The 22,422-nt window shown below is 60.8% G+C and carries 44 protein-coding genes and 1 tRNA gene; 31 read left to right on the top strand and 14 right to left on the bottom strand.

Translation table 11 applies throughout. From position 1 onward, the window contains the following. Nucleotide 1: 1 nt before the first annotated feature. The 6 genes from M1D87_RS10340 to M1D87_RS10315 all read right to left on the bottom strand — a co-directional run bounded on the left by M1D87_RS10340 (nt 2) and on the right by M1D87_RS10315 (nt 2,321). Nucleotides 2-259 carry a hypothetical protein gene (locus tag M1D87_RS10340; RefSeq protein ID WP_421091651.1) on the bottom strand — a complete coding sequence of 86 codons (258 nt, stop codon included), beginning with the start codon at nt 257-259 and terminating at the stop codon, nt 2-4. Continuing rightward, complete coding sequence (locus tag M1D87_RS10335; protein ID WP_421091652.1) at nt 256-1,017, bottom strand: hypothetical protein; 762 nt, start codon at nt 1,015-1,017, stop codon at nt 256-258. Before M1D87_RS10335 ends, M1D87_RS10340 begins: the two co-directional genes overlap by 4 nt. Before the next feature lie 129 nt (nt 1,018-1,146). Then, the gene (locus tag M1D87_RS10330; RefSeq protein ID WP_100413965.1) at nt 1,147-1,359 is read right to left on the bottom strand and encodes a hypothetical protein; all 213 of its coding nucleotides are present in this window, start codon (nt 1,357-1,359) and stop codon (nt 1,147-1,149) included. Between the two features lie 19 nt (nt 1,360-1,378). Next, a complete protein-coding gene (locus M1D87_RS10325; RefSeq protein WP_027907143.1) occupies nt 1,379-1,585 on the bottom strand; it encodes a hypothetical protein in 207 nt (68 codons plus the stop codon). 290 nt (nt 1,586-1,875) lie between these two features. Beyond that, on the bottom strand, nt 1,876-2,079 hold the full coding sequence (locus tag M1D87_RS10320) for a hypothetical protein (RefSeq protein ID WP_027907145.1): 204 nt from the start codon (nt 2,077-2,079) through the stop codon (nt 1,876-1,878). 32 nt (nt 2,080-2,111) lie between these two features. Continuing rightward, on the bottom strand, nt 2,112-2,321 hold the full coding sequence (locus M1D87_RS10315) for a hypothetical protein (protein ID WP_024086961.1): 210 nt from the start codon (nt 2,319-2,321) through the stop codon (nt 2,112-2,114). A gap of 90 nt (nt 2,322-2,411) precedes the next feature. Here M1D87_RS10315 and M1D87_RS10310 point away from each other — a divergent pair, with 90 nt between their 5' ends. Next, nucleotides 2,412-3,233, top strand: a complete 822-nt coding sequence (locus M1D87_RS10310; RefSeq protein WP_212627837.1) for a S24 family peptidase — start codon at nt 2,412-2,414, stop codon at nt 3,231-3,233. Nucleotides 3,234-3,276: 43 nt separating this feature from the next. Here the strand turns inward: M1D87_RS10310 and M1D87_RS10305 are convergent, their stop codons facing one another. Continuing rightward, a complete protein-coding gene (locus M1D87_RS10305; protein ID WP_421091653.1) occupies nt 3,277-3,591 on the bottom strand; it encodes a DUF1654 domain-containing protein in 315 nt (104 codons plus the stop codon). Nucleotides 3,592-4,063: 472 nt separating this feature from the next. Here M1D87_RS10305 and M1D87_RS10300 point away from each other — a divergent pair, with 472 nt between their 5' ends. The 15 genes from M1D87_RS10300 (at nt 4,064) to M1D87_RS10230 (ending at nt 10,678) form a co-directional block, all read left to right on the top strand. After that, nucleotides 4,064-4,381: a hypothetical protein gene (locus M1D87_RS10300; RefSeq protein ID WP_421091654.1), complete on the top strand. Its 318-nt coding sequence runs from the start codon at nt 4,064-4,066 to the stop codon at nt 4,379-4,381. A gap of 29 nt (nt 4,382-4,410) precedes the next feature. After that, on the top strand, nt 4,411-4,611 hold the full coding sequence (locus M1D87_RS10295) for a hypothetical protein (protein ID WP_060537450.1): 201 nt from the start codon (nt 4,411-4,413) through the stop codon (nt 4,609-4,611). A gap of 450 nt (nt 4,612-5,061) precedes the next feature. After that, complete coding sequence (locus tag M1D87_RS10290; RefSeq protein ID WP_421091655.1) at nt 5,062-5,319, top strand: hypothetical protein; 258 nt, start codon at nt 5,062-5,064, stop codon at nt 5,317-5,319. Continuing rightward, a complete protein-coding gene (locus M1D87_RS10285; RefSeq protein ID WP_421091656.1) occupies nt 5,316-5,549 on the top strand; it encodes a DUF551 domain-containing protein in 234 nt (77 codons plus the stop codon). Before M1D87_RS10290 ends, M1D87_RS10285 begins: the two co-directional genes overlap by 4 nt. A gap of 20 nt (nt 5,550-5,569) precedes the next feature. Continuing rightward, nucleotides 5,570-5,989 carry a hypothetical protein gene (locus tag M1D87_RS10280; protein ID WP_421091657.1) on the top strand — a complete coding sequence of 140 codons (420 nt, stop codon included), beginning with the start codon at nt 5,570-5,572 and terminating at the stop codon, nt 5,987-5,989. Further along, nucleotides 5,986-6,180 (top strand): hypothetical protein, encoded by a 195-nt coding sequence (locus tag M1D87_RS10275; protein ID WP_104882759.1) that lies wholly within the window; start codon nt 5,986-5,988, stop codon nt 6,178-6,180. Before M1D87_RS10280 ends, M1D87_RS10275 begins: the two co-directional genes overlap by 4 nt. Next, nucleotides 6,177-6,710 carry a hypothetical protein gene (locus M1D87_RS10270; RefSeq protein ID WP_054883266.1) on the top strand — a complete coding sequence of 178 codons (534 nt, stop codon included), beginning with the start codon at nt 6,177-6,179 and terminating at the stop codon, nt 6,708-6,710. Before M1D87_RS10275 ends, M1D87_RS10270 begins: the two co-directional genes overlap by 4 nt. Then, nucleotides 6,707-6,928, top strand: coding sequence for a hypothetical protein (locus tag M1D87_RS10265; RefSeq protein WP_421091658.1), 222 nt, complete (start codon nt 6,707-6,709; stop codon nt 6,926-6,928). Before M1D87_RS10270 ends, M1D87_RS10265 begins: the two co-directional genes overlap by 4 nt. After that, the gene (locus M1D87_RS10260; protein WP_421091659.1) at nt 6,925-7,191 is read left to right on the top strand and encodes a hypothetical protein; all 267 of its coding nucleotides are present in this window, start codon (nt 6,925-6,927) and stop codon (nt 7,189-7,191) included. Before M1D87_RS10265 ends, M1D87_RS10260 begins: the two co-directional genes overlap by 4 nt. A gap of 294 nt (nt 7,192-7,485) precedes the next feature. Continuing rightward, on the top strand, nt 7,486-7,920 hold the full coding sequence (locus M1D87_RS10255) for a hypothetical protein (protein ID WP_015269813.1): 435 nt from the start codon (nt 7,486-7,488) through the stop codon (nt 7,918-7,920). A gap of 10 nt (nt 7,921-7,930) precedes the next feature. Continuing rightward, nucleotides 7,931-8,743: a PD-(D/E)XK nuclease-like domain-containing protein gene (locus M1D87_RS10250; protein WP_274079608.1), complete on the top strand. Its 813-nt coding sequence runs from the start codon at nt 7,931-7,933 to the stop codon at nt 8,741-8,743. Further along, on the top strand, nt 8,740-9,567 hold the full coding sequence (locus M1D87_RS10245) for a hypothetical protein (protein WP_421091660.1): 828 nt from the start codon (nt 8,740-8,742) through the stop codon (nt 9,565-9,567). Before M1D87_RS10250 ends, M1D87_RS10245 begins: the two co-directional genes overlap by 4 nt. Further along, a complete protein-coding gene (locus M1D87_RS10240) occupies nt 9,564-10,076 on the top strand; it encodes a hypothetical protein (RefSeq protein WP_421091661.1) in 513 nt (170 codons plus the stop codon). The genes M1D87_RS10245 and M1D87_RS10240 overlap by 4 nt, the downstream gene beginning before the upstream one ends. Nucleotides 10,077-10,079: 3 nt before the next feature. Then, nucleotides 10,080-10,274, top strand: a complete 195-nt coding sequence (locus M1D87_RS10235) for a hypothetical protein (RefSeq protein ID WP_137188324.1) — start codon at nt 10,080-10,082, stop codon at nt 10,272-10,274. Nucleotides 10,275-10,315: 41 nt separating this feature from the next. After that, nucleotides 10,316-10,678: a hypothetical protein gene (locus M1D87_RS10230; RefSeq protein WP_421091662.1), complete on the top strand. Its 363-nt coding sequence runs from the start codon at nt 10,316-10,318 to the stop codon at nt 10,676-10,678. 11 nt (nt 10,679-10,689) lie between these two features. Here M1D87_RS10230 and M1D87_RS10225 read toward each other — a convergent pair whose 3' ends face one another. Then, complete coding sequence (locus tag M1D87_RS10225; RefSeq protein ID WP_421091663.1) at nt 10,690-11,010, bottom strand: hypothetical protein; 321 nt, start codon at nt 11,008-11,010, stop codon at nt 10,690-10,692. 111 nt (nt 11,011-11,121) lie between these two features. On the opposite strand from M1D87_RS10225, the gene M1D87_RS10220 reads away from it, so the two are divergent. The 4 genes from M1D87_RS10220 (at nt 11,122) to M1D87_RS10205 (ending at nt 13,724) form a co-directional block, all read left to right on the top strand. Further along, the gene (locus tag M1D87_RS10220) at nt 11,122-11,667 is read left to right on the top strand and encodes a hypothetical protein (RefSeq protein WP_421091664.1); all 546 of its coding nucleotides are present in this window, start codon (nt 11,122-11,124) and stop codon (nt 11,665-11,667) included. Nucleotides 11,668-11,752: 85 nt separating this feature from the next. Then, nucleotides 11,753-12,058 (top strand): hypothetical protein, encoded by a 306-nt coding sequence (locus tag M1D87_RS10215; RefSeq protein ID WP_421091665.1) that lies wholly within the window; start codon nt 11,753-11,755, stop codon nt 12,056-12,058. After that, a complete protein-coding gene (locus tag M1D87_RS10210; RefSeq protein ID WP_421091666.1) occupies nt 12,058-12,783 on the top strand; it encodes a hypothetical protein in 726 nt (241 codons plus the stop codon). Before M1D87_RS10215 ends, M1D87_RS10210 begins: the two co-directional genes overlap by 1 nt. 17 nt (nt 12,784-12,800) lie before the next feature. Beyond that, nucleotides 12,801-13,724 (top strand): DNA cytosine methyltransferase, encoded by a 924-nt coding sequence (locus M1D87_RS10205; protein WP_421091667.1) that lies wholly within the window; start codon nt 12,801-12,803, stop codon nt 13,722-13,724. A 14-nt stretch (nt 13,725-13,738) separates the two neighbouring features. On the opposite strand, the gene M1D87_RS10200 is transcribed toward M1D87_RS10205, so the two are convergent. After that, nucleotides 13,739-13,942, bottom strand: a complete 204-nt coding sequence (locus M1D87_RS10200) for a hypothetical protein (protein ID WP_421091668.1) — start codon at nt 13,940-13,942, stop codon at nt 13,739-13,741. A 67-nt stretch (nt 13,943-14,009) separates the two neighbouring features. Here M1D87_RS10200 and M1D87_RS10195 point away from each other — a divergent pair, with 67 nt between their 5' ends. Further along, the gene (locus M1D87_RS10195; protein ID WP_421091669.1) at nt 14,010-14,477 is read left to right on the top strand and encodes a BTB/POZ domain-containing protein; all 468 of its coding nucleotides are present in this window, start codon (nt 14,010-14,012) and stop codon (nt 14,475-14,477) included. 54 nt (nt 14,478-14,531) lie between these two features. Here the strand turns inward: M1D87_RS10195 and M1D87_RS10190 are convergent, their stop codons facing one another. Next, entirely contained in the window at nt 14,532-14,831 is a 300-nt protein-coding gene (locus M1D87_RS10190) for a hypothetical protein (RefSeq protein WP_421091670.1), read from the bottom strand. Nucleotides 14,832-15,012: 181 nt separating this feature from the next. Between M1D87_RS10190 and M1D87_RS10185 the strand changes: the two genes are divergently transcribed. The 10 genes from M1D87_RS10185 (at nt 15,013) to M1D87_RS10140 (ending at nt 19,135) form a co-directional block, all read left to right on the top strand. After that, a complete protein-coding gene (locus M1D87_RS10185; protein WP_421091671.1) occupies nt 15,013-15,603 on the top strand; it encodes a hypothetical protein in 591 nt (196 codons plus the stop codon). Next, complete coding sequence (locus M1D87_RS10180) at nt 15,600-15,851, top strand: hypothetical protein (RefSeq protein ID WP_421091672.1); 252 nt, start codon at nt 15,600-15,602, stop codon at nt 15,849-15,851. The genes M1D87_RS10185 and M1D87_RS10180 overlap by 4 nt, the downstream gene beginning before the upstream one ends. Nucleotides 15,852-15,907: 56 nt before the next feature. Beyond that, nucleotides 15,908-16,129, top strand: coding sequence for a hypothetical protein (locus M1D87_RS10175; RefSeq protein WP_226342908.1), 222 nt, complete (start codon nt 15,908-15,910; stop codon nt 16,127-16,129). Then, entirely contained in the window at nt 16,126-16,521 is a 396-nt protein-coding gene (locus M1D87_RS10170; protein ID WP_421091673.1) for a DUF2591 domain-containing protein, read from the top strand. The genes M1D87_RS10175 and M1D87_RS10170 overlap by 4 nt, the downstream gene beginning before the upstream one ends. Continuing rightward, nucleotides 16,518-16,673 (top strand): hypothetical protein, encoded by a 156-nt coding sequence (locus tag M1D87_RS10165; protein ID WP_217190610.1) that lies wholly within the window; start codon nt 16,518-16,520, stop codon nt 16,671-16,673. The genes M1D87_RS10170 and M1D87_RS10165 overlap by 4 nt, the downstream gene beginning before the upstream one ends. A 49-nt stretch (nt 16,674-16,722) precedes the next feature. Next, nucleotides 16,723-16,896, top strand: coding sequence for a hypothetical protein (locus M1D87_RS10160; RefSeq protein ID WP_421091674.1), 174 nt, complete (start codon nt 16,723-16,725; stop codon nt 16,894-16,896). A 62-nt stretch (nt 16,897-16,958) separates the two neighbouring features. After that, nucleotides 16,959-17,435, top strand: coding sequence for a hypothetical protein (locus tag M1D87_RS10155; RefSeq protein WP_421091675.1), 477 nt, complete (start codon nt 16,959-16,961; stop codon nt 17,433-17,435). Between the two features lie 38 nt (nt 17,436-17,473). Next, nucleotides 17,474-17,650 (top strand): hypothetical protein, encoded by a 177-nt coding sequence (locus tag M1D87_RS10150; RefSeq protein ID WP_421091676.1) that lies wholly within the window; start codon nt 17,474-17,476, stop codon nt 17,648-17,650. Between the two features lie 19 nt (nt 17,651-17,669). Beyond that, nucleotides 17,670-18,068 carry a hypothetical protein gene (locus tag M1D87_RS10145; RefSeq protein ID WP_421091677.1) on the top strand — a complete coding sequence of 133 codons (399 nt, stop codon included), beginning with the start codon at nt 17,670-17,672 and terminating at the stop codon, nt 18,066-18,068. Then, nucleotides 17,954-19,135, top strand: coding sequence for a tyrosine-type recombinase/integrase (locus tag M1D87_RS10140; protein ID WP_421091678.1), 1,182 nt, complete (start codon nt 17,954-17,956; stop codon nt 19,133-19,135). The genes M1D87_RS10145 and M1D87_RS10140 overlap by 115 nt, the downstream gene beginning before the upstream one ends. An 82-nt stretch (nt 19,136-19,217) precedes the next feature. Here M1D87_RS10140 and M1D87_RS10135 read toward each other — a convergent pair. From M1D87_RS10135 to pheT, 4 genes are all read right to left on the bottom strand, one after another. Then, nucleotides 19,218-19,294, bottom strand: a tRNA-Pro gene (locus tag M1D87_RS10135). A gap of 100 nt (nt 19,295-19,394) precedes the next feature. After that, nucleotides 19,395-19,751 carry a MerR family transcriptional regulator gene (locus M1D87_RS10130; protein ID WP_003250681.1) on the bottom strand — a complete coding sequence of 119 codons (357 nt, stop codon included), beginning with the start codon at nt 19,749-19,751 and terminating at the stop codon, nt 19,395-19,397. Next, the gene (gene ihfA / locus M1D87_RS10125) at nt 19,732-20,034 is read right to left on the bottom strand and encodes an integration host factor subunit alpha (protein WP_003250679.1); all 303 of its coding nucleotides are present in this window, start codon (nt 20,032-20,034) and stop codon (nt 19,732-19,734) included. The genes M1D87_RS10130 and ihfA overlap by 20 nt, the downstream gene beginning before the upstream one ends. Nucleotides 20,035-20,038: 4 nt before the next feature. After that, nucleotides 20,039-22,420, bottom strand: coding sequence for a phenylalanine--tRNA ligase subunit beta (pheT, locus tag M1D87_RS10120; protein WP_085721281.1), 2,382 nt, complete (start codon nt 22,418-22,420; stop codon nt 20,039-20,041). Between the last annotated feature and the right edge of the window lie 2 nt (nt 22,421-22,422).

Genomic DNA, 22,422 nt, shown 5'->3' with positions numbered 1-22,422 from the left:
ATCAAATACCCCTCTTCAGGACGGCCGTCAGCATCCGGTAGTAGCGCTTGAAGCGCTCCGGCTGGTCGTCTTCAAGGCTCCAGCCTGGGTCATGGCACCAGCCGCAGGATTCGTCGCAGCTATGGTTGCGGCCTTCGTCTGGGAAGTGCTTCTTGATGATCGCGCGGGCTTCTTTGTTGATCGCGGCTGCCTTGGTTAGGAAGCGGCGGCCAGCAGTCGGGGCCAGGTAGACAGTTGCCTGTTGCGGGATGATGCTCATGCTGCACCCCGCACGGCCTTGTCGTGGGTGTGCAGCAGCTCTGCACAGGATTTGGCAGAGGCATCGCTCAACTCAGACAGAAGCTGGTCGGGCTCATTGAACGCCTTCCAGTAGATGACCGCGACGTTCTGCGCGGGGACCTTGTACAGCGCCAAGGCCGTCATCAGGTAGAACGATGAGTAGCCTTTGTGTTCTTTTGCGAACAGCTGTCCTCCGTAGCAGTCGTCGAGATAGATCTGCTCAAGCACAGAGGCGTGCTCCAGCGCCGAAGACCATGCGCCCATGTCCGCATCAGTGAATTTGGGAGCGCTGCTGACCTGGTTCGCTATCGCTGCAAATACCTGGTCGGTCTTCCGATCAAAGGCGTGCAGGTATTCACTGATTTTCTCCTGCGAGTCGCCTGAGTACTGGTCATCAATGAGTGCAGCCAGGGAATCGAAGTCGACACCTTGGAACCATTCACGGCCATGGACTGCCGAGGCGTATCCGCCACACATGGCTATCAACGCGGCTTCCGCGCCCCTGGAGTCGAGGATAAGCCCCGAAATCCGGCTATCTACCAGCTTGGCGCCGCGCATCAGCGACGCAGAAATGTGGCAGTCGATTCGCTTCTGAGCGTTCCGCCCGCGGCCAACCTTTACCCATCCATCCGAGAAAAGAACGGCGTAAACCTGGCCAAGCCGATTTCGCGCCACAGAATCGTGGTTCGCATTTTGTGGCGCGACCCTTTGCAGGGCCTGTACACTGGTGGTCTGCATATGCATAATTCACCTCAGATGTTTTGTGTTTTGCAGAGAGCCGGGCCGCGAACCCGGCTTTTTTGTCTCTGCGATTTGGCGTCCCTTATGAGGGACTGGCGCCCGGGTCCCTAATTAGGGATCGGACGGTTACCTCGGCGCCGCGAACGGCACCACGTTGTTGCTCTTGGGCTTCCCCCGCTGCGAGAGGAAGTGCGTGGCCTTCTTCAGGATCTGCGCGGCAAGCTCGTCGGTGCTGACACCAACCTCCTCCGCCCAGGCCTCCAGGTCCGCGAAGTCATTCCGGCGAAACCGGGCGACCTCTACGTCGTGCTGCTGTACTGCCTCGTTTGCAGGCGACATTCGTCCTCCCTTTACCTATTCAGGCCCTGGCCTTCTTCTCGTTGATCAGCGGCAAGTGGCCGTGCTCTTTCTTGAACGCCAGCGCGGCCAGGATGATTTCCCGGGCCAGCACGCTGTGCTGAGCCTTGAGCTCCAGGGCGTACCCCTTCAGCTCGTTGAAGTCCTCGTCATCCAAGCGGACCTTGACCTGGTGGTCGTGGCGGTGTGCTTTGTCGTCGTAGGCCATCGGGTGATCCCCTGGATGCTTCGGTCGTTTTGGGTTGAGTGTTATGAGGGCCTCCGCCCTACCCTGAAGAGTCCCTCGCAGAGGCCCTCATTGGGGTCACCAACTGCAAGACTTTGGCCTTCCTGCGGCCAACCACTGAAAGAGCGCCACTGGCTACAGCCGCTTCGAACACCTGGTTCATAGCTGTGCTGAAATCCCAGTTATTGGCCCTCATCAGCCCCTCTACTCGCTGCCGCACATCTGGCGACAGCTGATCAAGCTGTACGGTCATTTAGGCCTCCAAAGGGCCTTCAGCCCGCGATATCTTCTTGCTGCTTGTCCTGCATCAGCTCCTCGATAACGCCGTTGGCTACGGCCCACTCGATGATTTCGTACAGATAGGTGGCGTGCTGCATGCGGGTCTTGCTCGCAGCCTTGCGGAGGATCCGGTCGAGCACGGGCTCGAAACGGACCTTCACCGGGATGGCGCGCTTCTGATTCGGGTCTTGGTACATGCTTGGTTGGCTCCTTGCGGCTATGAAATTGGTTAAGCGGCGGATTTCTTGAGCGAGTTGGCCGGGTCGTCCTCGCGTTTCGCGATCAGCGCCCCGCTCGACTCCTTCTCCAAAACGCATTGCATTGGGTAGGAGAACCCGCCTGTCGTACGGCACTGAGAAACGCGGCTGCCGGTAACGCCAAGGGCGTCTCCGATTGCGCGGCCGGTGCCGAAAAATTTCAGGGCTTCGTCGTAGGTCATGGGTGTTTCTCCGATGTCTGCCACCGAGTTTAGAGTTCTAAACAGCACAAGGCAAGTTATCTAAACAATGAAGTGTTTAGAATCCTTAATATGGAATTCAAAGACCGCGTCGTAGCACGCATGAAGGAGCTAAATCTCAGCTCCGCCGACCTCTGCAAACTGACTGGCGTGTCCAAGGGAACCGTGAGCTTCTGGATCAACGGAACGAACGGCGCCAAAGGCAAGAACCTGCTCGCCCTGGCGAAAGCACTGGAGTGCTCGGCAGAATGGCTGTCGGACGGCACCGGCCAGGCTACTGATCAGCCCTCACCTGTCGGTGCTGTGTCGACTACTGCAGAGCTGGTTGCGCAGATGCTGGCCTCCAAGGCCGGGAAGAACCTCTCCGAAAAGGCGCGCGAGGTGATGATGGCTGCCGCGGCTGAGGCCGACAGTCCGGACCATGGCCAGGAGTACCTGCCTGCCGCCTACTCGAGCCTGAAACCCACCCAGGAAGAGATCCTCATCCCCCAGTACGACGTTCGGGCAGCCATGGGCCACGGCCAGGTGCCGGCCGACTACAACGAGGCCGTTCGTAACCTGGTGGTGCGCGAGGAGATTCTGCGCGAGAAAGGCGTCACCTACACCGCCCCCTCGGCGCTGGCGATGATTACCGGCTGGGGCCAGAGCATGGAAGGCACGATCAACGACAAGGACCTGGTCATTGTCGATCGTGGGATCAACGAGTTCATCGGCGAAGGCATCTACGTGATCACCTGGCACCAGGAGCTGTACATCAAGCGCCTGATGCGCCTCGATGAGGACCACTTCCGGCTGATCTCGGACAACAAGCACTACGAGAACCAGACCGCGCGGATTGATGACGTTACGGTGCACGCGAAGGTTCTGCTGATATGGAACGCCAAGAAGGCGTGACCCATTCCAAGAAGCCCGCCTAGCGCGGGCTTTTTGTTGCACGCTAGAACGGCGCCGGCTCCTCGATCGCAACGAACTCATCCTGGGTCTGCGCCTGAGGGTCGTCATCCGAGAATGCCTCCCAGCGCAGCGTGACCGAGGCATCCTCATCGTTGAATTCCATTTCTATCCCGTCAGTTTCCTTGAGAATCCCCATCACATCTTCCCACTCCCGTTCACCGTCGGTGTCCAGGCGGTGAATCACGACCCATCGCTGCTGCTGCGCGATCGGGTGGTTGATCATCGATGACACCCGAAGACCCAGGCGCTCCACGCCCGACATAACCGCTCTCTCCTGCTGCTTCTGGGGCTTTGCCATCTGACACTCCAATAACTGTATATCCATACAGGGACGACACAAGATTAGCCGATCTCCTACAGGGCCGGAAGTCTTGACATTGCACGGCCTGTAGGACTTTCCGTTCGTCTCGCCTGTTTAGGTTTCTAAAATAATTCTTGACGCGATTCGTTTAGTTTTCTAAATTCACCTCAAGCAGTCACTCACGAGGGACTGCAGAGGCCCTCACAGGCCGCCGCTCTTTAACAGCCAGCGCAACAAACGAAATACGAACAGACCGCATTGCCTCTACCGGCGACCGGCGATCAGACGGGTCAGATAGCCCGCCCACGACAGGAACAACCTGTACGGCTGATCGAGAGCGAAACGCTCGAACCGCGCGAACGACCCGGCAAGCAATGCGCCCCGCCATCCCGGCGGTAATGGGGGGAATAGATTTCACTGGCTGGCCTTGGCGACAGGGCCAGACGGGAAATCAACCGGAGGGACAACAATGGAAATCACTTTCCCAGCAGACAGCGTGAGCGTGAGCAGCACCTACCACAGCAGCGGTGTGAGCGTAACGGTGGAAGCCAACGGCCGCGAGGTCGCCGCCCAACTCGATCTGGATGATCGCCTTCACGACCTCGACCCAGTAGACATCGTGAGCGAAGTAGGCGCGACGATGCTTTTGGAGCAGATCGGCGAGGAAGAAGTGCGCGCCTGGCTGCTGGCCAATAGCGATCCAGACGACACGCTGGAGCACATCGGCCTCGACAAGATTCATGAGTTTCTCTCGCACGAAGGCGACGACAGAAACTTACCGGCCTGAGCTGATCAACCGCCCTGGAGGGCAAGACGATGGCTAAGCGGCCAACCAACCGCATCAAGTACAAGCTCTGGGATCCGAATTCCACGATGGAGTACGACGGCACTATCGACGAGGGCATCTACTACGCAGCCTGGAGCCTTTCGCTTGAAGACCGGAAAGTGCTCATCGGCAAACTGGTAGAGCAGCAAGCAAGCGCCACGGCGAAGGCTGAAAGCGCCACGTCAGCCTGACGTTAACTGCCCGATGCCCTGCTCCCCATCGCAGGGTTCATCGGAAAGCTCATGGAATCGTCCGGATCAAATGTCGTTACCGGCCATGCGCTTCCTGATGCATCCCGCATCCCCCAACCGGAGTACCACATGCTCCTTCTCATCCTGATCGGCGCAGCGCTCAGCCACATGAGGCCAGAACCTCATCCTGAAAGCGGCCTGCCAACCGGTCCACTGCGTTCACACCGCGAGCGCTGGCGTTCTAGATAGGGGCTGCCCATGTTCTGGCATAGGCAGTCCCGCCCCAAACACTCGACATGAAGAAAGCCCGGGGATCCTCGGGCTTTCACTTTCCACACCCCTTCCCTTCACATACGACCGCATTGGCAGGCGCCAGGCCACCTTTCACGGTGGGTTTGGTCACCCGCGCATGGCTACTGGCCAATGCGGTTGGCTACCGAGGTTCACACGATGAGCAACAAGGACACTTTTGCATTCCCGACGCCAGCCAGCGAGTACGCCGGTCATGGCACGGCTTTCGGCATGACCCTCCGCGACTACTTTGCGGCCAGGTTCGCAGCTGCTCAGGCAACTGCGACCAGCGCAGACAGCAATTTCATAAACCCTGGCTACGTTGATCCGCGCGATGGTAGGCCGGTCGCACAGAAGATTGCGGAAACCTCCTACGAACTGGCCGACGCCATGCTCGCCGCCCGGGTGAAGCCATGAGCGGCTGGATCAAGTGCAGCGACAGGCTGCCTGAGATCGGAACCAGGGTTCTTGCTTGGAGCGAACAATACGGCGCCCGCGAGTCTCTTTACCGCGAACACGGCAAGGGCTCGATTGCTCACGCCCACGGATATCCGCCGTACTTCTCGTGGGAAGAGCCGCAAAGCAGCTGGGCTTCAAGCTGGAAGCCGACCCACTGGCAGCCCCTCCCTTCCCCACCCACCGAGTAACCCACCACCTGGAGGCGATCATGGGCGCACTTCGAGCAGCACAATGGCAGTACGACAACCAGTTGCCTCCTGAGGTGAGTGAAACGCCCCAGGAGCGCGCAGAGCGCCACTGGATCGAGGAAGGCATCGACCAGTTGATGCGCGGCGCGGATTACTTATTCCAGCGCCGTATGCGCCCACAGCAAGGCGTGACCTACGAGCGCTTCGCTTTGGCCGTAGACGAGTTCGCAATGGATCAGCTTGCGCAGTGCCGCAGCAACTCTGCACTTGGGCACCTGGTGCTGGACGGTCACCGCCGGAATGGTTCAGACGCTCAGGCGAGCACGCACAAGCTGCTTTCTGTGGTCGATCCTGACGCAGCATTGCGCCAAATCGCTGCTGAGCTACTTGCGCCTTTTGCTGAGGAAGGAGTTCTGGCCCAGGCCGAGGAGGCGCAATGAGAAGCCCTCATGTGCTTATCGACGAGGAGCTCGACGCCATGGCGCACCCCGGCACGGATCTGAGCTGGAGCGTCATGGTGCAGAAGCTCCTCACCGAAATGCTGGCCGACCAGCGCATCACCATCGAAGAGTTCAACCACTACTGCGGGCGCCTCAACAAGATCGTTGATGGGCGCAAGGAGGTCGCGTGAGCAAAATTGATTGGGCTGCCAAGCCAGATGGATATCCACTCTGGATCATCCCGATGCAAGGATTTGAAGCGTGGCCTGCAGGCTGGCACAAGGATTCTGGTGATTTGTACATCGATCAGGTGGGGCGCCCCTGGGCCAAGTCTGACGAGGGCAAACGCTTCAAAGTGTTCACGGATCCAAACGGCTGGCCTAATGCTGGTCGCCCTCCCGTTGATACCAAGTGTCAGGCTCTTATCAAAGGAAGAGATGAATTGTGGGTTGAGTGCCATGTGATCTGGCACCACCCCGAATTCATTAGTTCGGCGGCAGTTGTGCACGGCGAAGGGCGCCTTCTTTGTTGGTCGAGCAACTTCCGCCCCATGCCTACGCCAGAGCAAGAGCGCCATGCAGGGCTGAACGAAATGATTCGCCATATCAAAGATCACCCTCTTGGAACCCACGGCGCCAGTCACCTGCAAGAACTGATGATCCATGAGGACGTTGTCCGGGACCTTTGGGACGCTGGATACCGCAAACAGGAGGCACTATGACCACTCCAGTCTTCCCGTCGATCATCGACGACCAGGTGGCCGAAGTTCAGGAATCCATGGCCCTGCCAGAGGGGCGAATCCTGATGCTGTTCAAAGGGCCAACCCTGTGGGATGCCAAGCAGGCTGCCAAAGATTCGTTCATCGAAAACCCTGAGGCGTGGCATTGCCGCTCGTACCTCTGCGGTGAATGGACTGTCGGCTATCAGGTGCGCACATGAGAGACATTGAACGCACCGTAGAAATCGGCTGGCAGGCTGAAAGCGCTGAGCGTCGAGCCAAGAACCGCCAAGGCAGCGCCGAGATCCTCGCCGAGCGTGGCGTCCATTTCGAAACCAAGAACATGGGCGCACACCTGATCGTTTCGCACGAAGGCAAGGTCGCTGACTTCTGGCCAGGCACCGGCAAGTACATCCCGCGCGGCGGCGGCAGGCCGGGTCGCGGCGTTTTCAATCTGTTGAAGCTGCTGGGCATCAAGCCATGACTACCCGCCAGCAAGCCCGCCGCTGGGCATTCTGGCGCGGCAGCTTCACCACCCTATTCATCTGCACCGCCTGGATGCTTGCGAGCGCCTGGGCTGGCTCCATCACTTCCTGAGTAACACGCACCCGAGCACGGCGGGCTCTTCGGAGATAACCGTACCCCTTCGGGAGCGTAAGCGGCGAGAGCGCGCAACCATCCACCGCAGCCAGGGCCTGGAGCGTACCTCCGTGCCTGGGTGACCTGGCGATTCCCCTATTCCAACTGACGGCGCCGGCCAGGCGCGAGGTGTATCCCAATGTCCGAATTAACTATCAACGTCGACGACTACCTGAGCGAGTCGGATAAGCGTCGGATCGTGACCGATGCCTTCAGCGCTGCCGCAGCCGCCCATGCTCAGAAGGACTTCGAGCGCATCATCAGCAACTCGGCCTACTACCTGGTTGGCGAGATCGTCGACCAGCACTTCGACGGCAACATGGTGGCCACGCTGAAAGACAAAGCCATCAGCGTCATCAACAACCTGTCTTCGTCGACGGTGTTCAGCCCGCCGAACGCCTGGGATCGCGCAGCGAGCAAGGGCTTCGAGCATATGCAGTCGGCTCTAGACGAACTCAAGCCGATGATCCACCAGCGCGTTCACGACCTCATCGCTCGGTACAACAGCGAGGAACTGCGCAGCCTGATCGAAGAGCAGATCGGCGATGCAATCATCAAGAAGCTGACCTCCTGAGGATCAAGACATGCAACCAGGCTACTACCGCGACCTCAGCAACGAGGTGTACCACGGCGGCGAAGGTGTCTCCAAGTCGCAGCTCGACCTGATCGCCAAGGCGCCGGCCTTGTTCCAGTGGAGCAAGGCGGCGCCGGAAGATCCGGAGAAGAAGAAGGCGCTGGACCTGGGCGATGCAGTGCACGCCCTGCTGCTTGAGCCGGATCGGTACGCTGCTGAGTACGCAGTCGGCCCAGCCGATGCACCACGCAACACCAAGGCCGGCAAAGAGAAGTGGGAAGAGTTCGAATCCACGCTCACCGGCCAGACCGTCCTGTCGGCAGAGGACGGCAGGAAGATTGGCCTGATCCGCGAAAGCGTCATGGCTCACCCGCATGCCCGGTTCCTGCTCGAAACTCAGGGGGATGCCGAGGCCAGCATCTACTGGAACGATGAGCGCGAAGGCGTGCTGTGCCGCTGCCGGCCAGACAAGACCATCGAGCGCCTTGGCTGGATTCTGGACCTCAAGACCACGGCCGACATGAGCAAGTTTGCCCGTTCGTTCTACGACTACCGCTACCACGTTCAGGACAGCTACTACAGCGACGGCTACGCAGCGCACTTTGGCGAGGCGCCGGCCGCGTTCGTGTTCCTGGTCGTGAGCACCAGCATTGAATGCGGAAAGTACCCGGTTCGCCTGTTCACCATGGACTTCGAGGCCAAGGCCGCTGGCCGAACCGAATACCACCGCAACATCGAAGTCTACGCCGACTGCCTTCGACACAACGAGTGGCCGGCCATCGAAACACTGACGCTGCCCTACTGGGCGAAGGACAAGCTATGACCGAGAACAACCCTTTCGTCCCGCGCGGCATGGCGGAGCACGTGAACCACGGCACTGTGAACATCGAACAGAGCCGGGCCGTGACCGAAGCCCAGGGCAAGCTTCTGCTGGCCAAGCGATTCCCGCGTGATGAGGCCCTGGCCTACAGCAAGATCATGAACTCGTGCAGCCGGCCAAGCCTGGCAGCTTCCGGCGAGTACGCCTACCCGCGTGGCGGACAAACCGTATCCGGCCCTTCTATCCGCCTTGCCGAAGAGCTGGCCCGTTGCTGGGGCAACATCGAGTACGGCATCCGCGAGCTGAGCCGCCAGCAGGGCAACAGTGAGATGGAGGCCTATGCCTGGGACCTGGAGACGAACACTTACTCGTCGCAGAAATTCACCGTGCGCCACATCCGTGACAAGCGCGGCGGCGGCCAGGCCCTGACTGAAGAGCGCGACATCTACGAGATAACCGCGAACATGGGCGGTCGCCGCCTGCGGGCTCGCCTTCTGGCCATCCTTCCGCCAGATCTGGTCGAAGCTGCCGTTTTCCAGTGCCGCAAGACACTGGCCGGCGACACCAGCCTGCCACTAGCTGACCGTGTCCGCGCCCTTGTCGACGCATTCGCCCAGCAAGGCGTGACCGAAAAGCATCTGCGCGCCTACCTCAACAAGAGTCTGGACGAGATCCTGCCGGAGGAAATCGCCTCTCTGCGCGGCGTGTTCAACAGCATCAAGAATGGACAGGCGGCTGTCGGTGACTTCTTCTCGATCAAGCCGGCCGAAAGCCAAACCGCAGACCTCAATGCCGCCCTGACCGAGGCGCAAAGGAGTGAAGGGTGAACCAATCAATCGACCTGGAGGCCGCCAAAGCGGCCTTCTTCGCGTCTGGCGGCCAGCTCGTCGTGCTGGAGGGCTTCACCTACCGGCCGCTGCCGCAGCGCAAGCACCCTGAGCCCAAGCCGAAGCGGGCCAAGCCTGCTGCGCATAAGTCGGAACACCCGCAGCAAAGCCGCGCCAGGACTCGCGCGGCACAGATCGCCGAACTCGCCAAGACCATGACCTGTGGCGAGGTAGCGAAGCTCCTGGGCGAGACCAAGGGAGCGCTTTGGGGCGTAGCCGCTCGCGAAGGGTTCAAGTTCTGCAAGCCGCCACGCCAGGTGCAGTCAGTGAAAGACGCCGCCGCTCAAGAGGCTGCCGATCGGGAATTGGCAGACCGGATCATTACCTTGCGCGACGATGGCATGTCCCGCTGCCGGGTAACTGCAGTACTTGGGATCGGCAATCGCAAGCTGGAGCGAATCCTGGCTGCATTCAAGATCAGCTTCCCACTTCAGCGGCATAGGGGATAGGCCATGAGCGACCACGGCGAGCACCCCAGCGTCTACTACCTTGGCCGGGAATGCCGCCGCAATGGTGGCGGCAAGCTGGCCAACCCATTCGCCTCTCACACGTTCCACGGCTCCTGGTTCTTGGCCGGCTGGAACGACATGGACCTTGAGATTGAACAGAAAAATCCGAAGCGCGCTGCAAAGAACAAGGCGGCGTGAGCAGTTCAACCTACCGCCCAGCGGATTGAAGGAGGTGCCGTATGGCGATGGACCAAGCAGAGCGCGACAAGCGCCGGCGCGAGAAGGCCGAGCGCCTGCAGGAAGAAGACCTGCGCTTGAAGGTTCGACCAGGGACTAAACAGGCCCTGCTTGAGCTGATGGAGTGGGCCGGGATCGAGGAACAGGGCGAGGCGATGACGCTGATGATTCATCGCCTGCATGAGCTGACCCGAGACGAAGCAGTCAAGCTGCTCAAACCTCCGCGCCACAAGATTGAATTAAGCCCTTCCGTGGCGCGAAAGCTAGACCGGTTCCGCATCAGCCGCGAACTGCGCACGCCAGATCTCATGCTTGGCAACGACCCGGACGATACCGGCCTGATCCTGCTCGCAGAACGGGCCTGACGAGTATCAAATCAAAGCCCAAGTTCGGAGTAATGCGTGTCAATGACAATCTGTGCACGGCTCATAGCTGATGTAGCGTAGCGGTAGAAGATCTGCAGCTCATCGTAGCCAATGTCATTCAATTCATGATCTTGAATCTGCCGGCATCGATATAGTGCCGTTTCAATGAGCCCGTAATCCATAATTTCGTTTGCCACTTGCTCTCCGTGGGCGGCGTGGATCGCTCGACCGATACTTACCACCTCTTGCAGCTTCGCTTGAGCTGCGGCAGCACCGCCCATCTCAAGGTGACGAATCTGCTCCCAAACAGAATCAATAACTGGATTTCTCACGACAACTCCTTTTGCCCGACCCCATGCCGGTCACCCGTAATACCCCATCCCAAACCAAATTGCCACCATGCCGCCGCCAGCGCGGAGGGCGGCGCATGCATGGAAAACTCCATGAACATCGAGATTTCGACCGTCACCAAGCTGCTGATTACTGAGGCGCCGAACCTCGACCCGATCAGCGTCTACCTGGAAGACCTCGCGCCCTGCAAGGGCAAGATCACCGTCAGCTGCTACGACAAGACCTGGCACGCCTACTGGGGCGGCATGTGGGATGGCCTGACCATCGGCCAGTTCTTCTGCAGGCTGCACGACGCCTACATCATCGGCTATTTCGACCGGTCCCTGAGTTCTCGCCGGTTCAGCGCTGAGGCCCTGGCCGACAAAGCGCGGAAGGTGATCGTGCAAATGCGGCGTGACCGGGATCTGGACGCAGAAGACGCCCGGAGCCTGCTCGACGAGGCCGAAGATGTTCGCTACACCAGCTCGCTCGATGAGTGCGGCGGCGCCCACCGCGAGTTCATGCACCGCGTGTTTGGTGACGACTGGTGGAATCTGCCCGCCGATGCAATGGAGCCGAACCCGGATTGGGCCTACCTCTGCCGCATCATCGCGACAGTGCAGCAGGCCCTGGCTAAGCAGTACCCGATCGCCGCTTGACCCTCCGGCGCTGCCCGCCGGCGCCTTCCCCTCTCAAACGATGAACGCCTCCCCGGCGAGGGCGGCGCCTGCAATGGAGATTGCCATGCCCCTCAACAACACCTATCGGCACACCTTCACTGCGAAGTGTCCTTCAGACGGGAAGACGATCGCCTACCGGTTGACCATTCACACTGATCGCATGCTCCCGGTAGAGCACATCAGAGCAGCGACAGACAAGTTCAAGACCGGCTACCACGAAGAAATTGCCGACGCGCTGGCAGAAATGCTGCCGGGTGATCAGGAAATCGTCGCCGTGCACCAAGGAATCGAGGTAGAGACCGTTAGGTCCGGAATTACTCCCGCGGCAACATCTCTAGCTGAAGAGAGCAGCAACCTGAGGCGAAGCTGATGATCCATTACCACGGCACGCCGATCGGCGGCACTCGTCAGGATGCAGCCCGGCTGCTGGCCGGCCGGCACGCCTTGGTACCGTTCCCGCGCCAGGACGACATGGGCATAGTCGCCGAGACCTGCCAGTCCTTCGTGTTCGACAACGGCGCGTTCACCGTCTGGAAGAAAGGCGGACAGGTCGATGTCGAGGGCTACACCCGCTGGGTGGATGACTGGCACCGGCACCCGGGCTTCGACTGGGCCTTGATCCCTGACGTTATCGACGGTGACGAAGACGCCAACGACCGCTTGCTCGAGCAATGGCCCGGCCATCTGCCGGGCGTACCAGTCTGGCACATGCATGAGTCGATCGAGCGGCTGCAGCGCCTGGCGCAAGCCTGGCGAACGGTCGCCCTTGGCAGTTCCGGCCAGTGGCGATCTCCCGGCACCGCGGCGTGGTGGAAGCGCATGGGAACGGCGATGGATGCCATCTGCGACGACCAAGGCCGCCCCCAGTGCCGACTGCACGGCCTGCGGATGCTTGACCCGGCGATTTTCCAGAGCCTACCGCTGGCGTCAGCGGACAGCACCAACGCTGCGGTCAATGGCGGCAGCATCAGCCGGTTCGGCATGTACACCCCGCCATCGGCCGGCCAGCGCGCCAGCGTGATCGCTGATCGCATTGAAGCGCACACCAGCTCGCCGACGTGGCAGCGCGAGAGCCAGACCGAGCTGGCCCTGTAACCGAACGAGATTCTCAAATGACCACAGCAATTGACTTGTTCGCCGGCCTCGGCGGATGGAGCACCGGCGCGCGCGCCGCAGGCGTCCAGGTTCTCTGGGCGGCAAACCACTGGCCGGTAGCCGTTGAATGGCACAGCGCCAATCACCCAGACACGCAGCACGTTTGCCAGGACCTGCACCAGGCGCGCTGGGAGCAGGTGCCGGCGCACGACATCCTGCTGGCTTCGCCCTGCTGCCAGGGCCACGCCAAGGCCCGCGGCAAGAAGTCGGGCAACCCCGAGCATGACGCCTCGCGCTCGACGGCCTGGGCGCCGGTATCGGCTCTGGAGTTCCACCGGCCGCATGCAGCAGTGATCGAGAACGTGCCGGAGTTCACCGACTGGCTGCTCTACCCAGCTTGGTTGCAGGCCATCCAAGCAATGGGCTACCAGTGTGCGCCGCACATCGTGGACTGCGCCGACCTCGGCGTGCCGCAGCACCGGGTGCGCCTGTTCATGGTCCTGACGCGCAGCAAGGCCCCGCTGATGCTGCAGTTACCGCAGGAGCGGCATGTGCCGGCAAGCAGCTTCCTCGACTTCGACGCCGGGCGCTGGTCGCCCATCGAGAAGCCGGGCCGGGCCCAGGCCACGCTTGACCGGGTGCGCAACGGCCGCCAGCGCTTCGGCGACCGGTTCATCATGCCCTACTACAGCAAGGGTTCCGGCACCACCGGCCGCGACATCAACCGTCCGATCGGCACCATCACCACGCTGGACCGCTGGGCTCTGGTCGACGGCGACCGCATGCGGATGCTCAGCGCAAGCGAGGCCTTGGCCGCTATGTCGTTCCCGGCTGACACCCTGTGCCCCGACAACCACCGGCTGACCATGCACATGGCCGGCAACGCGGTACCGCCGCTGGCGGGCCAGCGAGTAATTGAAGCACTACTGCGCGCCGCGTAGAAGGCAACAAGTGCTCAAAGTTTGACGAAGTACTCCAGCTTTTCGCCCAGATACTTCGCGATCTGCTCAGCATCCGCTTGGGAAGTACCAGGAGCCAGCTGGAAGCCATAGGTTCCGTTAGTTATTGGGCTCGACTTCGGCCCCGGCTCTATGCAGATCCAAGGCTGCCCATCGTCGCCGACGTGAACCACAAAGGTCGGTCTAGCAAGAGTCTTCATCGCGACTACCTCTGCAAATATGCGGATTTTCAGTCTAGCCAGAAATCAATCAGCTCAAGGTATCCCCATGCCCACAGAAAACCGATCCAGCAACACCGACCCACGCGATGTGTTCATCAGGCTCAACCCGCTCGGCCTGGGCGAGGAAGAACTGCGCAAGGACACCACCGGCTTCGAAGACCAGCGCACCCACAGCGACTACCTGCTGTTCTTGGCCGGCTACCGGGAATCGCACCAAGATACCCAGCGTCACGGCGAGCTGCCGGCTGTATCGATCCCTGATGGGTACTGCCTCATGCCCAGGCAGCTCACAGCTGAGAACGGCGCCAAGGCCCTGTTGTTGGGTGAGTTCAAGCTGGAGGTTGCATGCGAATGCCCGGAGTGCCGCGAACTAGAGGAGCCAACTGGATGCTGCGAGATATGCGATGGCGAGGGAGAGTACGCGCAGCGCCACACGATCCCGTGGGATCAGATCAAATTGATTTATAGCGAGGCCGTGAAGGGTCTCGCTCTTCAGCCGAACACCGCCCGGTAAGCAAAATGCAGAGCAGAGCACATTTGTACTCCGCCCAGCTGCCACCCCTTTCCCCTATCCCGAGCAGGCGATCTTGTCGAATTTCGGCTGGGTATCCGTGGCGATACGGCGAGCCCGACCCACGCCCCAGGCCAAAGCCCTGGTCATGGATTCACCGGGACGGGAATCGAACGCCTCTTCGTGAAGGGCCATGCCACTCGCGGCATATACCCCAATGAACATCTGCGTGTTACCCGTCCGCGACAATCGCACCTGAACATCAATGACCGTTCCATCCTCGAGTTCTTCGTCATGAGTTCGGTGGTGAAGCGTTGGATCAGCCCACTCCCAGAAAACTTCACCGCGAATCCTCATGTCGTCCTCCTACGATTTTAGTTGTATGCCACGGGTGAACTCTCACCATAGCCAAAGCGAGGCGAGACGCAATCTCGGTATCGCAGCCTGAGAACTGAATCGGACCACCGGCCGATTTTCTTGTACCGAACACAACCACTTGTACAACTCACTGCCGCGATATGGCGGCCAAGGAATCCCCGTGCGCGAAGAAAAAGTCGTGATGTACGAATCCCCCGAAGCCGCCAGCATCCAGACCGTCACCGGCTGGGTCGACCGATCCGGCCGGTTCTGGGGCAACGATGAGCACATGGCCCGCTACTGCGGGTCGACTCATCGCCATTGCGCGAAGAACCCAGACCACCCAGTTCACGAAACGCGGGGGTGGTGCCGGGCTTGCCAGGCCGAAGGCGATGCAGCCAGGTTTGACGCCATGCCGCGTCGCTTGTGGGGCGGCGAGCCAATCACCCACTACGACGGCGACAAGTACTTCTTCGATGAAGAAAGCCTGCTCGATTGGATTGTCGAGCACGAGATCGACCTGGCCGACCTGAAGTTGGTCTTCTGCACGCCGAACTACCCACGCCAGATCGACCCGGACGACTATTTCTGCGATGACCTGCCGGAAGACGGTGAGGTGAATGACGATCAGCTGCTGGCTGCGCTCGAGCTGCTCAACGAAATGATCCGTAAGAGCCCGCCATTGTCCTGGTCGCCAGGTAACGAGGCCGTTGAGTTGCCCCCGGCATTCATCGACATGGTTGCGCGCGAGCGCCAGGAGGGCCAGGCATGAACCGCCTCACCCTCTGCCTCCTGCTGCTGGCCACCGGCGCCAGCGCAAACGAGCGCTACATCGACGTGCAGCACGACGCCCGCCGCGGCGTCACCTGCTACATCCTCAACGAATCGTCGATCAGCTGCATCCCCGACAGCCAGCTGCAGGCCGGCAACGAGCGCCAGCTCTCCCCGCACGAAACCCAACCCGAACCTACACCCGCTCTGGCGCCTGGGCGCTGGATTGATGAGAGGTATCAACTGTGAAAATTGGAAGGCTCTTTATCGGACTGAAGTGGTGCTACGGCGCGAAAGACCAAGCTGTGATCTTGAGCTGGGAGCTGAAGTGCGGCTACTGGCGGTGGGCGATCTGGTGGCGTAAGCCAAAGAAAGCGCTGTGCCTTCCGGCCTTCGGGCCATCCATGGCGGCAGGTACCAAGTACTTCGTTGGCCATGGCCACTTTGGCGCCTGGGCGCGGCTTCCGCTGGTCGGCTCGTTGTCCATCTCAACCCAACCGCCCTACCCGGCGCAGGTGCAGCCATGACCGACCTGATCGAAGTGAGGGTATCCAACCTGGTCGGCGAGGCCTTGGGCTGGGCAGTAGGAAAGGCCGAAGGGCTGGACGTGTACTTGGAGCCGCCCGGATACAACGGCGTGCCCTGGCGGGTGTTCGCACGGTTCCAGGGCGAGGCCATCGCGCACACCAAGCGCTACAACCCGTGGGAAGACTGGACGCTGGGCGGGCCGATGATTGAGAAGCACATGGTCAGCCTGCATTGCCCCCAGAGCACCGACGATGTCTGGGCTGGCTGGGTCATCACCGACAAGGGCGAGTTTTGCCAAGCCGGTGACAGCGCCCCGATCGCCGCGTGCCGCGCCATCGTCTCCGCCAAGCTCGGCGATACCGTCCAGGTGCCGAAGGAACTGTGCCAATGACCAACTACCAGTTCTGCCTGATCCTGTCGCTACTGTTCTTCATCGCGGCCAATGGCGTCGGCTCGAATGGCCCGGAGGCTCTTGGCTACCTACTGGGTATTGCCTGCGCCTTTGCAGCGCTCGTCTGGTGCATCTTGGAGCGAAAATCATGATCCTGCCCCTGATGTACATGGCCTACCTGATCTACAAAGGACCGAGACCATGAAAGCACGCATGACCTACTGGAACGGCTCCTGGTGGTGCCGCCGTATGGGCTGCACCGGCCAGGGCGCCACCATGAAGGAAGCCTGGTACGACATGTGGAACCTCTACTTCGAGGCTGTCCGCCCAGCTCGTCCGCAGACGCTCCACTCGCCGCGCGTCCGCTGCGGCTGATTCCAGCCTAACCCCTCCCCATACAACTCAAGCCCGCCGACATGCGCGGGTGAGGATTCCCTATGTCCGCAACTCAGCAATTTCATCAAACCGCCAATGACTGCCTGGAGCGCATCGCGGCCGACCTCTGGCCCGAAGCCAAGCTCGCCCTGGTCATCTACACCCCGAACAAGCCAGAGCTCGACATTGTGCTCAAGGATAGCGGCCTGAACGTCGACGAGGTCGTGAGCACTCTACGTCGGCGCGGAGGCCTGGGCCTTGATGGCGAGAACATCTACAAGCGGCTGCTCTGTGACGCAATCATCGGCGCCATGGCCTTCGGCAAGCAGAACAGCAACCCGCCGCCGGAAGGCCATTGGGGCAAAGAGTTCTGGGATATCGGCCGGGCCGAAGGCAAACAGCGCGATGTGCTTGTGGCCGCTCTTGAGAACCTTGTTGCCGTGACCACGCCTGATGCCAATGGGCAAATCGGTGCCCAGGAAGAACACCTGGCATCCCTCAAGCATGCCCGCAAAATGATCAGGCTGCACCGCGGCTGACCACCAACCTGCCGCCACAGGCGGCGTGGAGACCATCCATGAACATGATCGACTGCTACGTCACGAAGATCCTCGGCGAGCCGTACCGCAAGTTCGGCGCTTGGTGGGTCGACGTCGAATACAACAGCTGGGGCAGAACCAGCACTACCCGACTCATGTTCCGCACCGAGGAAGCCGCCCGCGCGGCGAAGGTCGGGCATCACTTCTTGGCCTGATCGGCCGCAGGAGAACCACATGGCAAACGCCACTGCAGCTGCACCGACAGCCTTGCAGCCAAGGTTCCTGCGCGCGAAAGACGCGCCTGGCTACCTCGGCATGTGCAAGGACGAATTCAAGAATACCGTCAGGCCGCATGTTCGTGAGTTCCCGATCGGGAAACAGGGTATCGGCTTCGACCGCCTCGAGCTGGATGCCTGGGCTGACGCCTACATCGAGGCCATGGCCGTTGAAAAGGCCAGCAATCAGGACAACAATCGACCCCGCAGCGGAAGTACGGCCGGGGAATCCAAGGAGACTCCATGGCCAAAAAGGCAATCACAGGGCTCCAGAAAATGCCGAACGGCATCTGGAAAATCGACAAAGTCTACAGGGGGGAGCGAATTCAAGAGAGCACTGGCACTACTGACCGGGTAGAGGCCGAGCAGTACCTGATCCACATCCTGGAGAAGATGCGGTTGCGCAAGGTATATGGCGTGCGCGAGATCAAGACGTTCAGCGCCGCGGCAGCTCGATACCTGATTGAGCACAAGGACCAGCCGTCATTCAAGGTCACCGCAACCTACCTTGGCCAGCTGGATGACTACATCGGCCACCTGCCTCTGACGCATATCGATGATGAGGCACTGGCACCATTCATCCGGGACCGAAAGGCGGACAGCGTTCTGCCGGACGGGACAATAAAGAAGGGAGTGAGCAACCGGACTATCAACATCGCGATCGAGCGTGCGATTCGCGTGTTGTCGCTGGCTTGCAGGAAGTGGCGGGACGAAGAACGCAGGCCTTGGCTCGACAGCATACCGCTGCTGACCAAGCTGGAAGAGAAGAAGGCGAGCCGAAAGCCCTACCCCATGACCTGGGAGGAGCAGTCGATTCTTTTCGGGGAGTTGCCGGACCACCTGCAGCGCATGGCCCTGTTCAAGGTGAACACGGGCTGCCGCGAGCAGGAGGTCTGCAAGCTGAGGTGGGACTGGGAAATCTTCGTACCGGAGCTTGGCACTAGCGTGTTTCTGATACCGGCCGAATTTGGCGGCCGACACGAAAACTCCGGGGTCAAGAACCGGGACGAGCGCCTGGTAGTGCTGAACAGCGTGGCGAAGTCGGTAGTCGATAGTCAGCGCGGCATCAGTCGGGAATGGGTGTTCCCCTACAACGGTACGGCGATGCATCGCATGAACGACTCAGCCTGGAAGAAAGCTCGGGTGCGCGCGGCGAAGCTCTGGCAGGAGCAACACTTGCGGCCGGCACATCCCGGGTTCGCATCCATACGCATTCATGACCTCAAGCACACTTTCGGCAGGAGGCTGAAAGCAGCAGGCGTTACTGAAGAGGACCGCAAGTCTTTATTGGGCCATAAGAACGGCAGCGTGACCAGTCACTACTCCGGCGCGGAGCTTGGTCAGCTGATAGAAGCAGCAAACAAGGTGTCGGCCACCGACTCGCGCGGACCGGTGCTGACAATTTTGAAGAGGAGGATCGGATGAGGAAAAAGGCGAAGTCACTCGAAAAGTCACTAGCCACAGAAACAACGAAGCCACCCGAAGGTGGCTAAGTTGTTGAATATATTGGTCGGGACGGAGTGATTCGAACACTCGACCCCTTGCACCCCATGCAAGTGCGCTACCGGGCTGCGCTACGCCCCGACTACATTCTCATAACCTCTGAGAACGATGAAGAATCTACCCTAACCTCCTGATAAATGAAAGCTTTTTCTCAAAAAAATTCACTCATCAAAAACCCAGGTCACTTCTTCAACACCACCAACACATCCTCCAACTCGACAATCATCTGCCGAATCAGCTGCTTGTACTGGCTCGACTCATCCTTGGCCTCATCACTGGAAAGCCTCAACCGAGCCCCGCCAATAGTGAACCCCTGGTCATAAAGCAGCGCGCGAATCTGGCGAATCATCAGCACATCCTGCCGCTGATAATACCGCCGGTTCCCCCGCCGCTTCACGGGATTGAGCTGATCGAACTCCTGCTCCCAATACCGCAGCACGTGCGGTTTTACCGCACAAAGCTCACTCACCTCACCAATGGTGAAGTACCTTTTGCCCGGTATGGGGGGCAGTTCGTCGTTATGGCTTGGTTCCAGCATAGGCCTCAACCCGGGCCTTCAACTTCTGCCCTGGACGAAAGGTGACGACGCGCCGTGCAGTGATCGGGATTTCTTCCCCTGTCTTGGGGTTGCGGCCCGGCCGCTGGCGTTTGTCGCGAAGGTCGAAGTTGCCGAAACCGGACAGCTTGACCTGCTCGTTCTCTTCAAGTGCGTGCCGAATTTCTTCAAAAAACAGCTCGACCAGCTCCTTGGCCTCACGCTTGTTAAGCCCCAGCTCCTCGTACAGCCTTTCGGCCATCTCAGCTTTCGTCAGAGCACCCATGCCGTTATTTCCTTAACGTGGTGTTCAACCTTTGTTCGAGCGAGGTGAGGATGTTTTGCAGTGCGGCGTTCACCTCATCGTCGTTAAGAGTGCGCGATGGATGCTGCCAGGTCAAGCCGACGGCAAGGCTTTTTCTATCAGGATCAATGCCTTTACCTTGGTAGACATCAAACAGCCTGAGGTCTGTGAGCCATTCGCCTGCATTGTCACGAATTACTTCAAGCACCGAGCTAGAAGCTACATCACGTCCTGCGATCAAAGCCAGGTCGCGGCGGGTTTCCGGGAACTTGGACAGCTCGCTGAATTTCGGCAGGCGGCCTTCGACCACGTCACCCAGCACCAGCTCGAACAGGAACACCGGGCGGTCCAGGTCCAGGGCTTTTGCCAGCTCTGGGTGGATGGCGCCGAGGTAGCCGACCAGCTTGCCGTCACGCTCGATGGCGGCGGTCTGGCCTGGGTGCAGGGCTGGGTGCTTGCCAGCGCTGAAGGTGAAGTCGCTCAGGGCGCCGGAGTAGCCCAGCAGGGCTTCCACGTCGGCCTTCACGTCGAAGAAGTCGACGCCGTCGCGGCCGTTGGCCCAGCCTTCTGGCAGGCGGCTGCCGGTGACAACGCCAGCGATCATCGGCTGCTGCTTCAGGTCGCCGAGCTGGCCGACGAAGCGCAGGCCGCTTTCGAACAGGCGCACGCGGTCTTGCTGGCGGTTCAGGTTGTGCTGCAGTGCCTTGACCAGGCCCGGCCACAGGGACGCGCGCATGGCGGCCATGTCGCTGGAGATGGGGTTGGCCAGCAGCAGCGGCTCTACGCCCGGGCTGAACAGTTCGAACAGTTTCGGGTCGATGAAGCTGTAGGTGATGGCTTCCTGGTAGCCGCGGGCAACCAGCAGGCGGCGCAGGGTCGGCAGATCACCGCGGGTTTCCGGCTTGCCCTGGGGGGCCAGGCGGGCTTGCGGGTAGCGAACCGGCAGGTTGTTGTAGCCGTACAGGCGGGCCAGCTCTTCGATCAGGTCCACTTCCAGGCTGATGTCGAAGCGGTGGCTTGGGACATTGACAGTCCACTGCCCTTCTTCAATCTTGGTGGTGGTCAGTTCCAGGGCGTTGAGCAACTGCTCGACCTGGGCTGGGTCCATTTCCATGCCGAGCATCTGGGTGATGCGTTCGGCGCGCAGGGTGACCGGGGCCACTTGCGGCAGGTGCTGTTCGCTGACGGCTTCGACAACCGGGCCGGCTTCGCCGCCAACGATGTCCAGCAGCAGCTGGGTGGCGCGCTCCATGGCTTCGCGGGCCAGCTGCGAGTCTACGCCGCGCTCGTAGCGGTGCGAGGCGTCGGTGTGCAGGCCGTAGGAACGGGCTTTACCGGCGACGGAGATCGGCTCGAAGAAGGCGCTTTCCAGGAACAGGTCGCGGGTTTTTTCGGTGTTCACACCGCTGTGCTCGCCACCCATGACGCCGGCAATGGCCAGGGCGCGGGTGTGGTCGGCGATTACCAGGGTGTCGGCGCGCAGGGCGACTTCCTGGCCGTCGAGCAGGACGAGCTTCTCGCCCTCTTCGGCCATGCGTACGCGGATGCCGCCGTTGATTTCTGCCAGGTCGAAGGCGTGCATCGGCTGGCCGAGTTCGAGCATCACGTAGTTGGTGATGTCGACGGCGGCGTCGATGCTGCGCACGTCGCTGCGGCGCAGGCGTTCGACCATCCACAGCGGGGTCGGCTTGCTCAGGTCGACGTTGCGGATGACGCGGCCCAGGTAGCGCGGGCAGGCAGCCGGGGCGCTGACTTCGACCGGGCGCACTTCGTCGTGGGCAGCCGGTACGGCTGGCACTACCGGGCGGGTGACCGGGGTGTCGTACAGGGCGCTGACGTCGCGGGCCAGGCCTGCGATGGACAGGCAGTCGCCGCGGTTGGGGGTGAGGCCGATTTCGATGCTGGCGTCGTCCAGGCTCAGGTACTGGCGAATGTCTTCGCCAACCGGGGCGTCGGCAGCCAGTTCCAGCAGGCCGTCGTTCTCTTCGCTGATCTGCAGCTCGGCAGCCGAGCACAGCATGCCGAAGGACTCGACGCCGCGCAGCTTGGCCTTCTTGATCTTGAAGTCGCCTGGCAGTTCGGCGCCGATCATGGCGAACGGGATCTTGATGCCTGGGCGGGCGTTAGGGGCGCCGCACACAACCTGGAAGGTTTCCTGGCCGTTGCTGACCTGGCACACGCGCAGCTTGTCGGCGTCCGGGTGTTGTTCGGTGGCGAGGATTTCGCCCACGACGATGCCGCTGAACTGGCCGGCAGCGGGGGTAACGCTGTCGACTTCGAGGCCGGCCATGGACAGGCGGGCGACCAGTTCGTCACGGGAGACTTGCGGGTTTACCCAACCGCGCAGCCACTGTTCACTGAATTTCATGC

The organism is Pseudomonas sp. SA233, assembly GCF_054792385.1.
The sequence above is the reverse complement of the archived record's forward strand: the minus strand, read 5'-3'. Positions and strand labels throughout refer to the sequence as shown.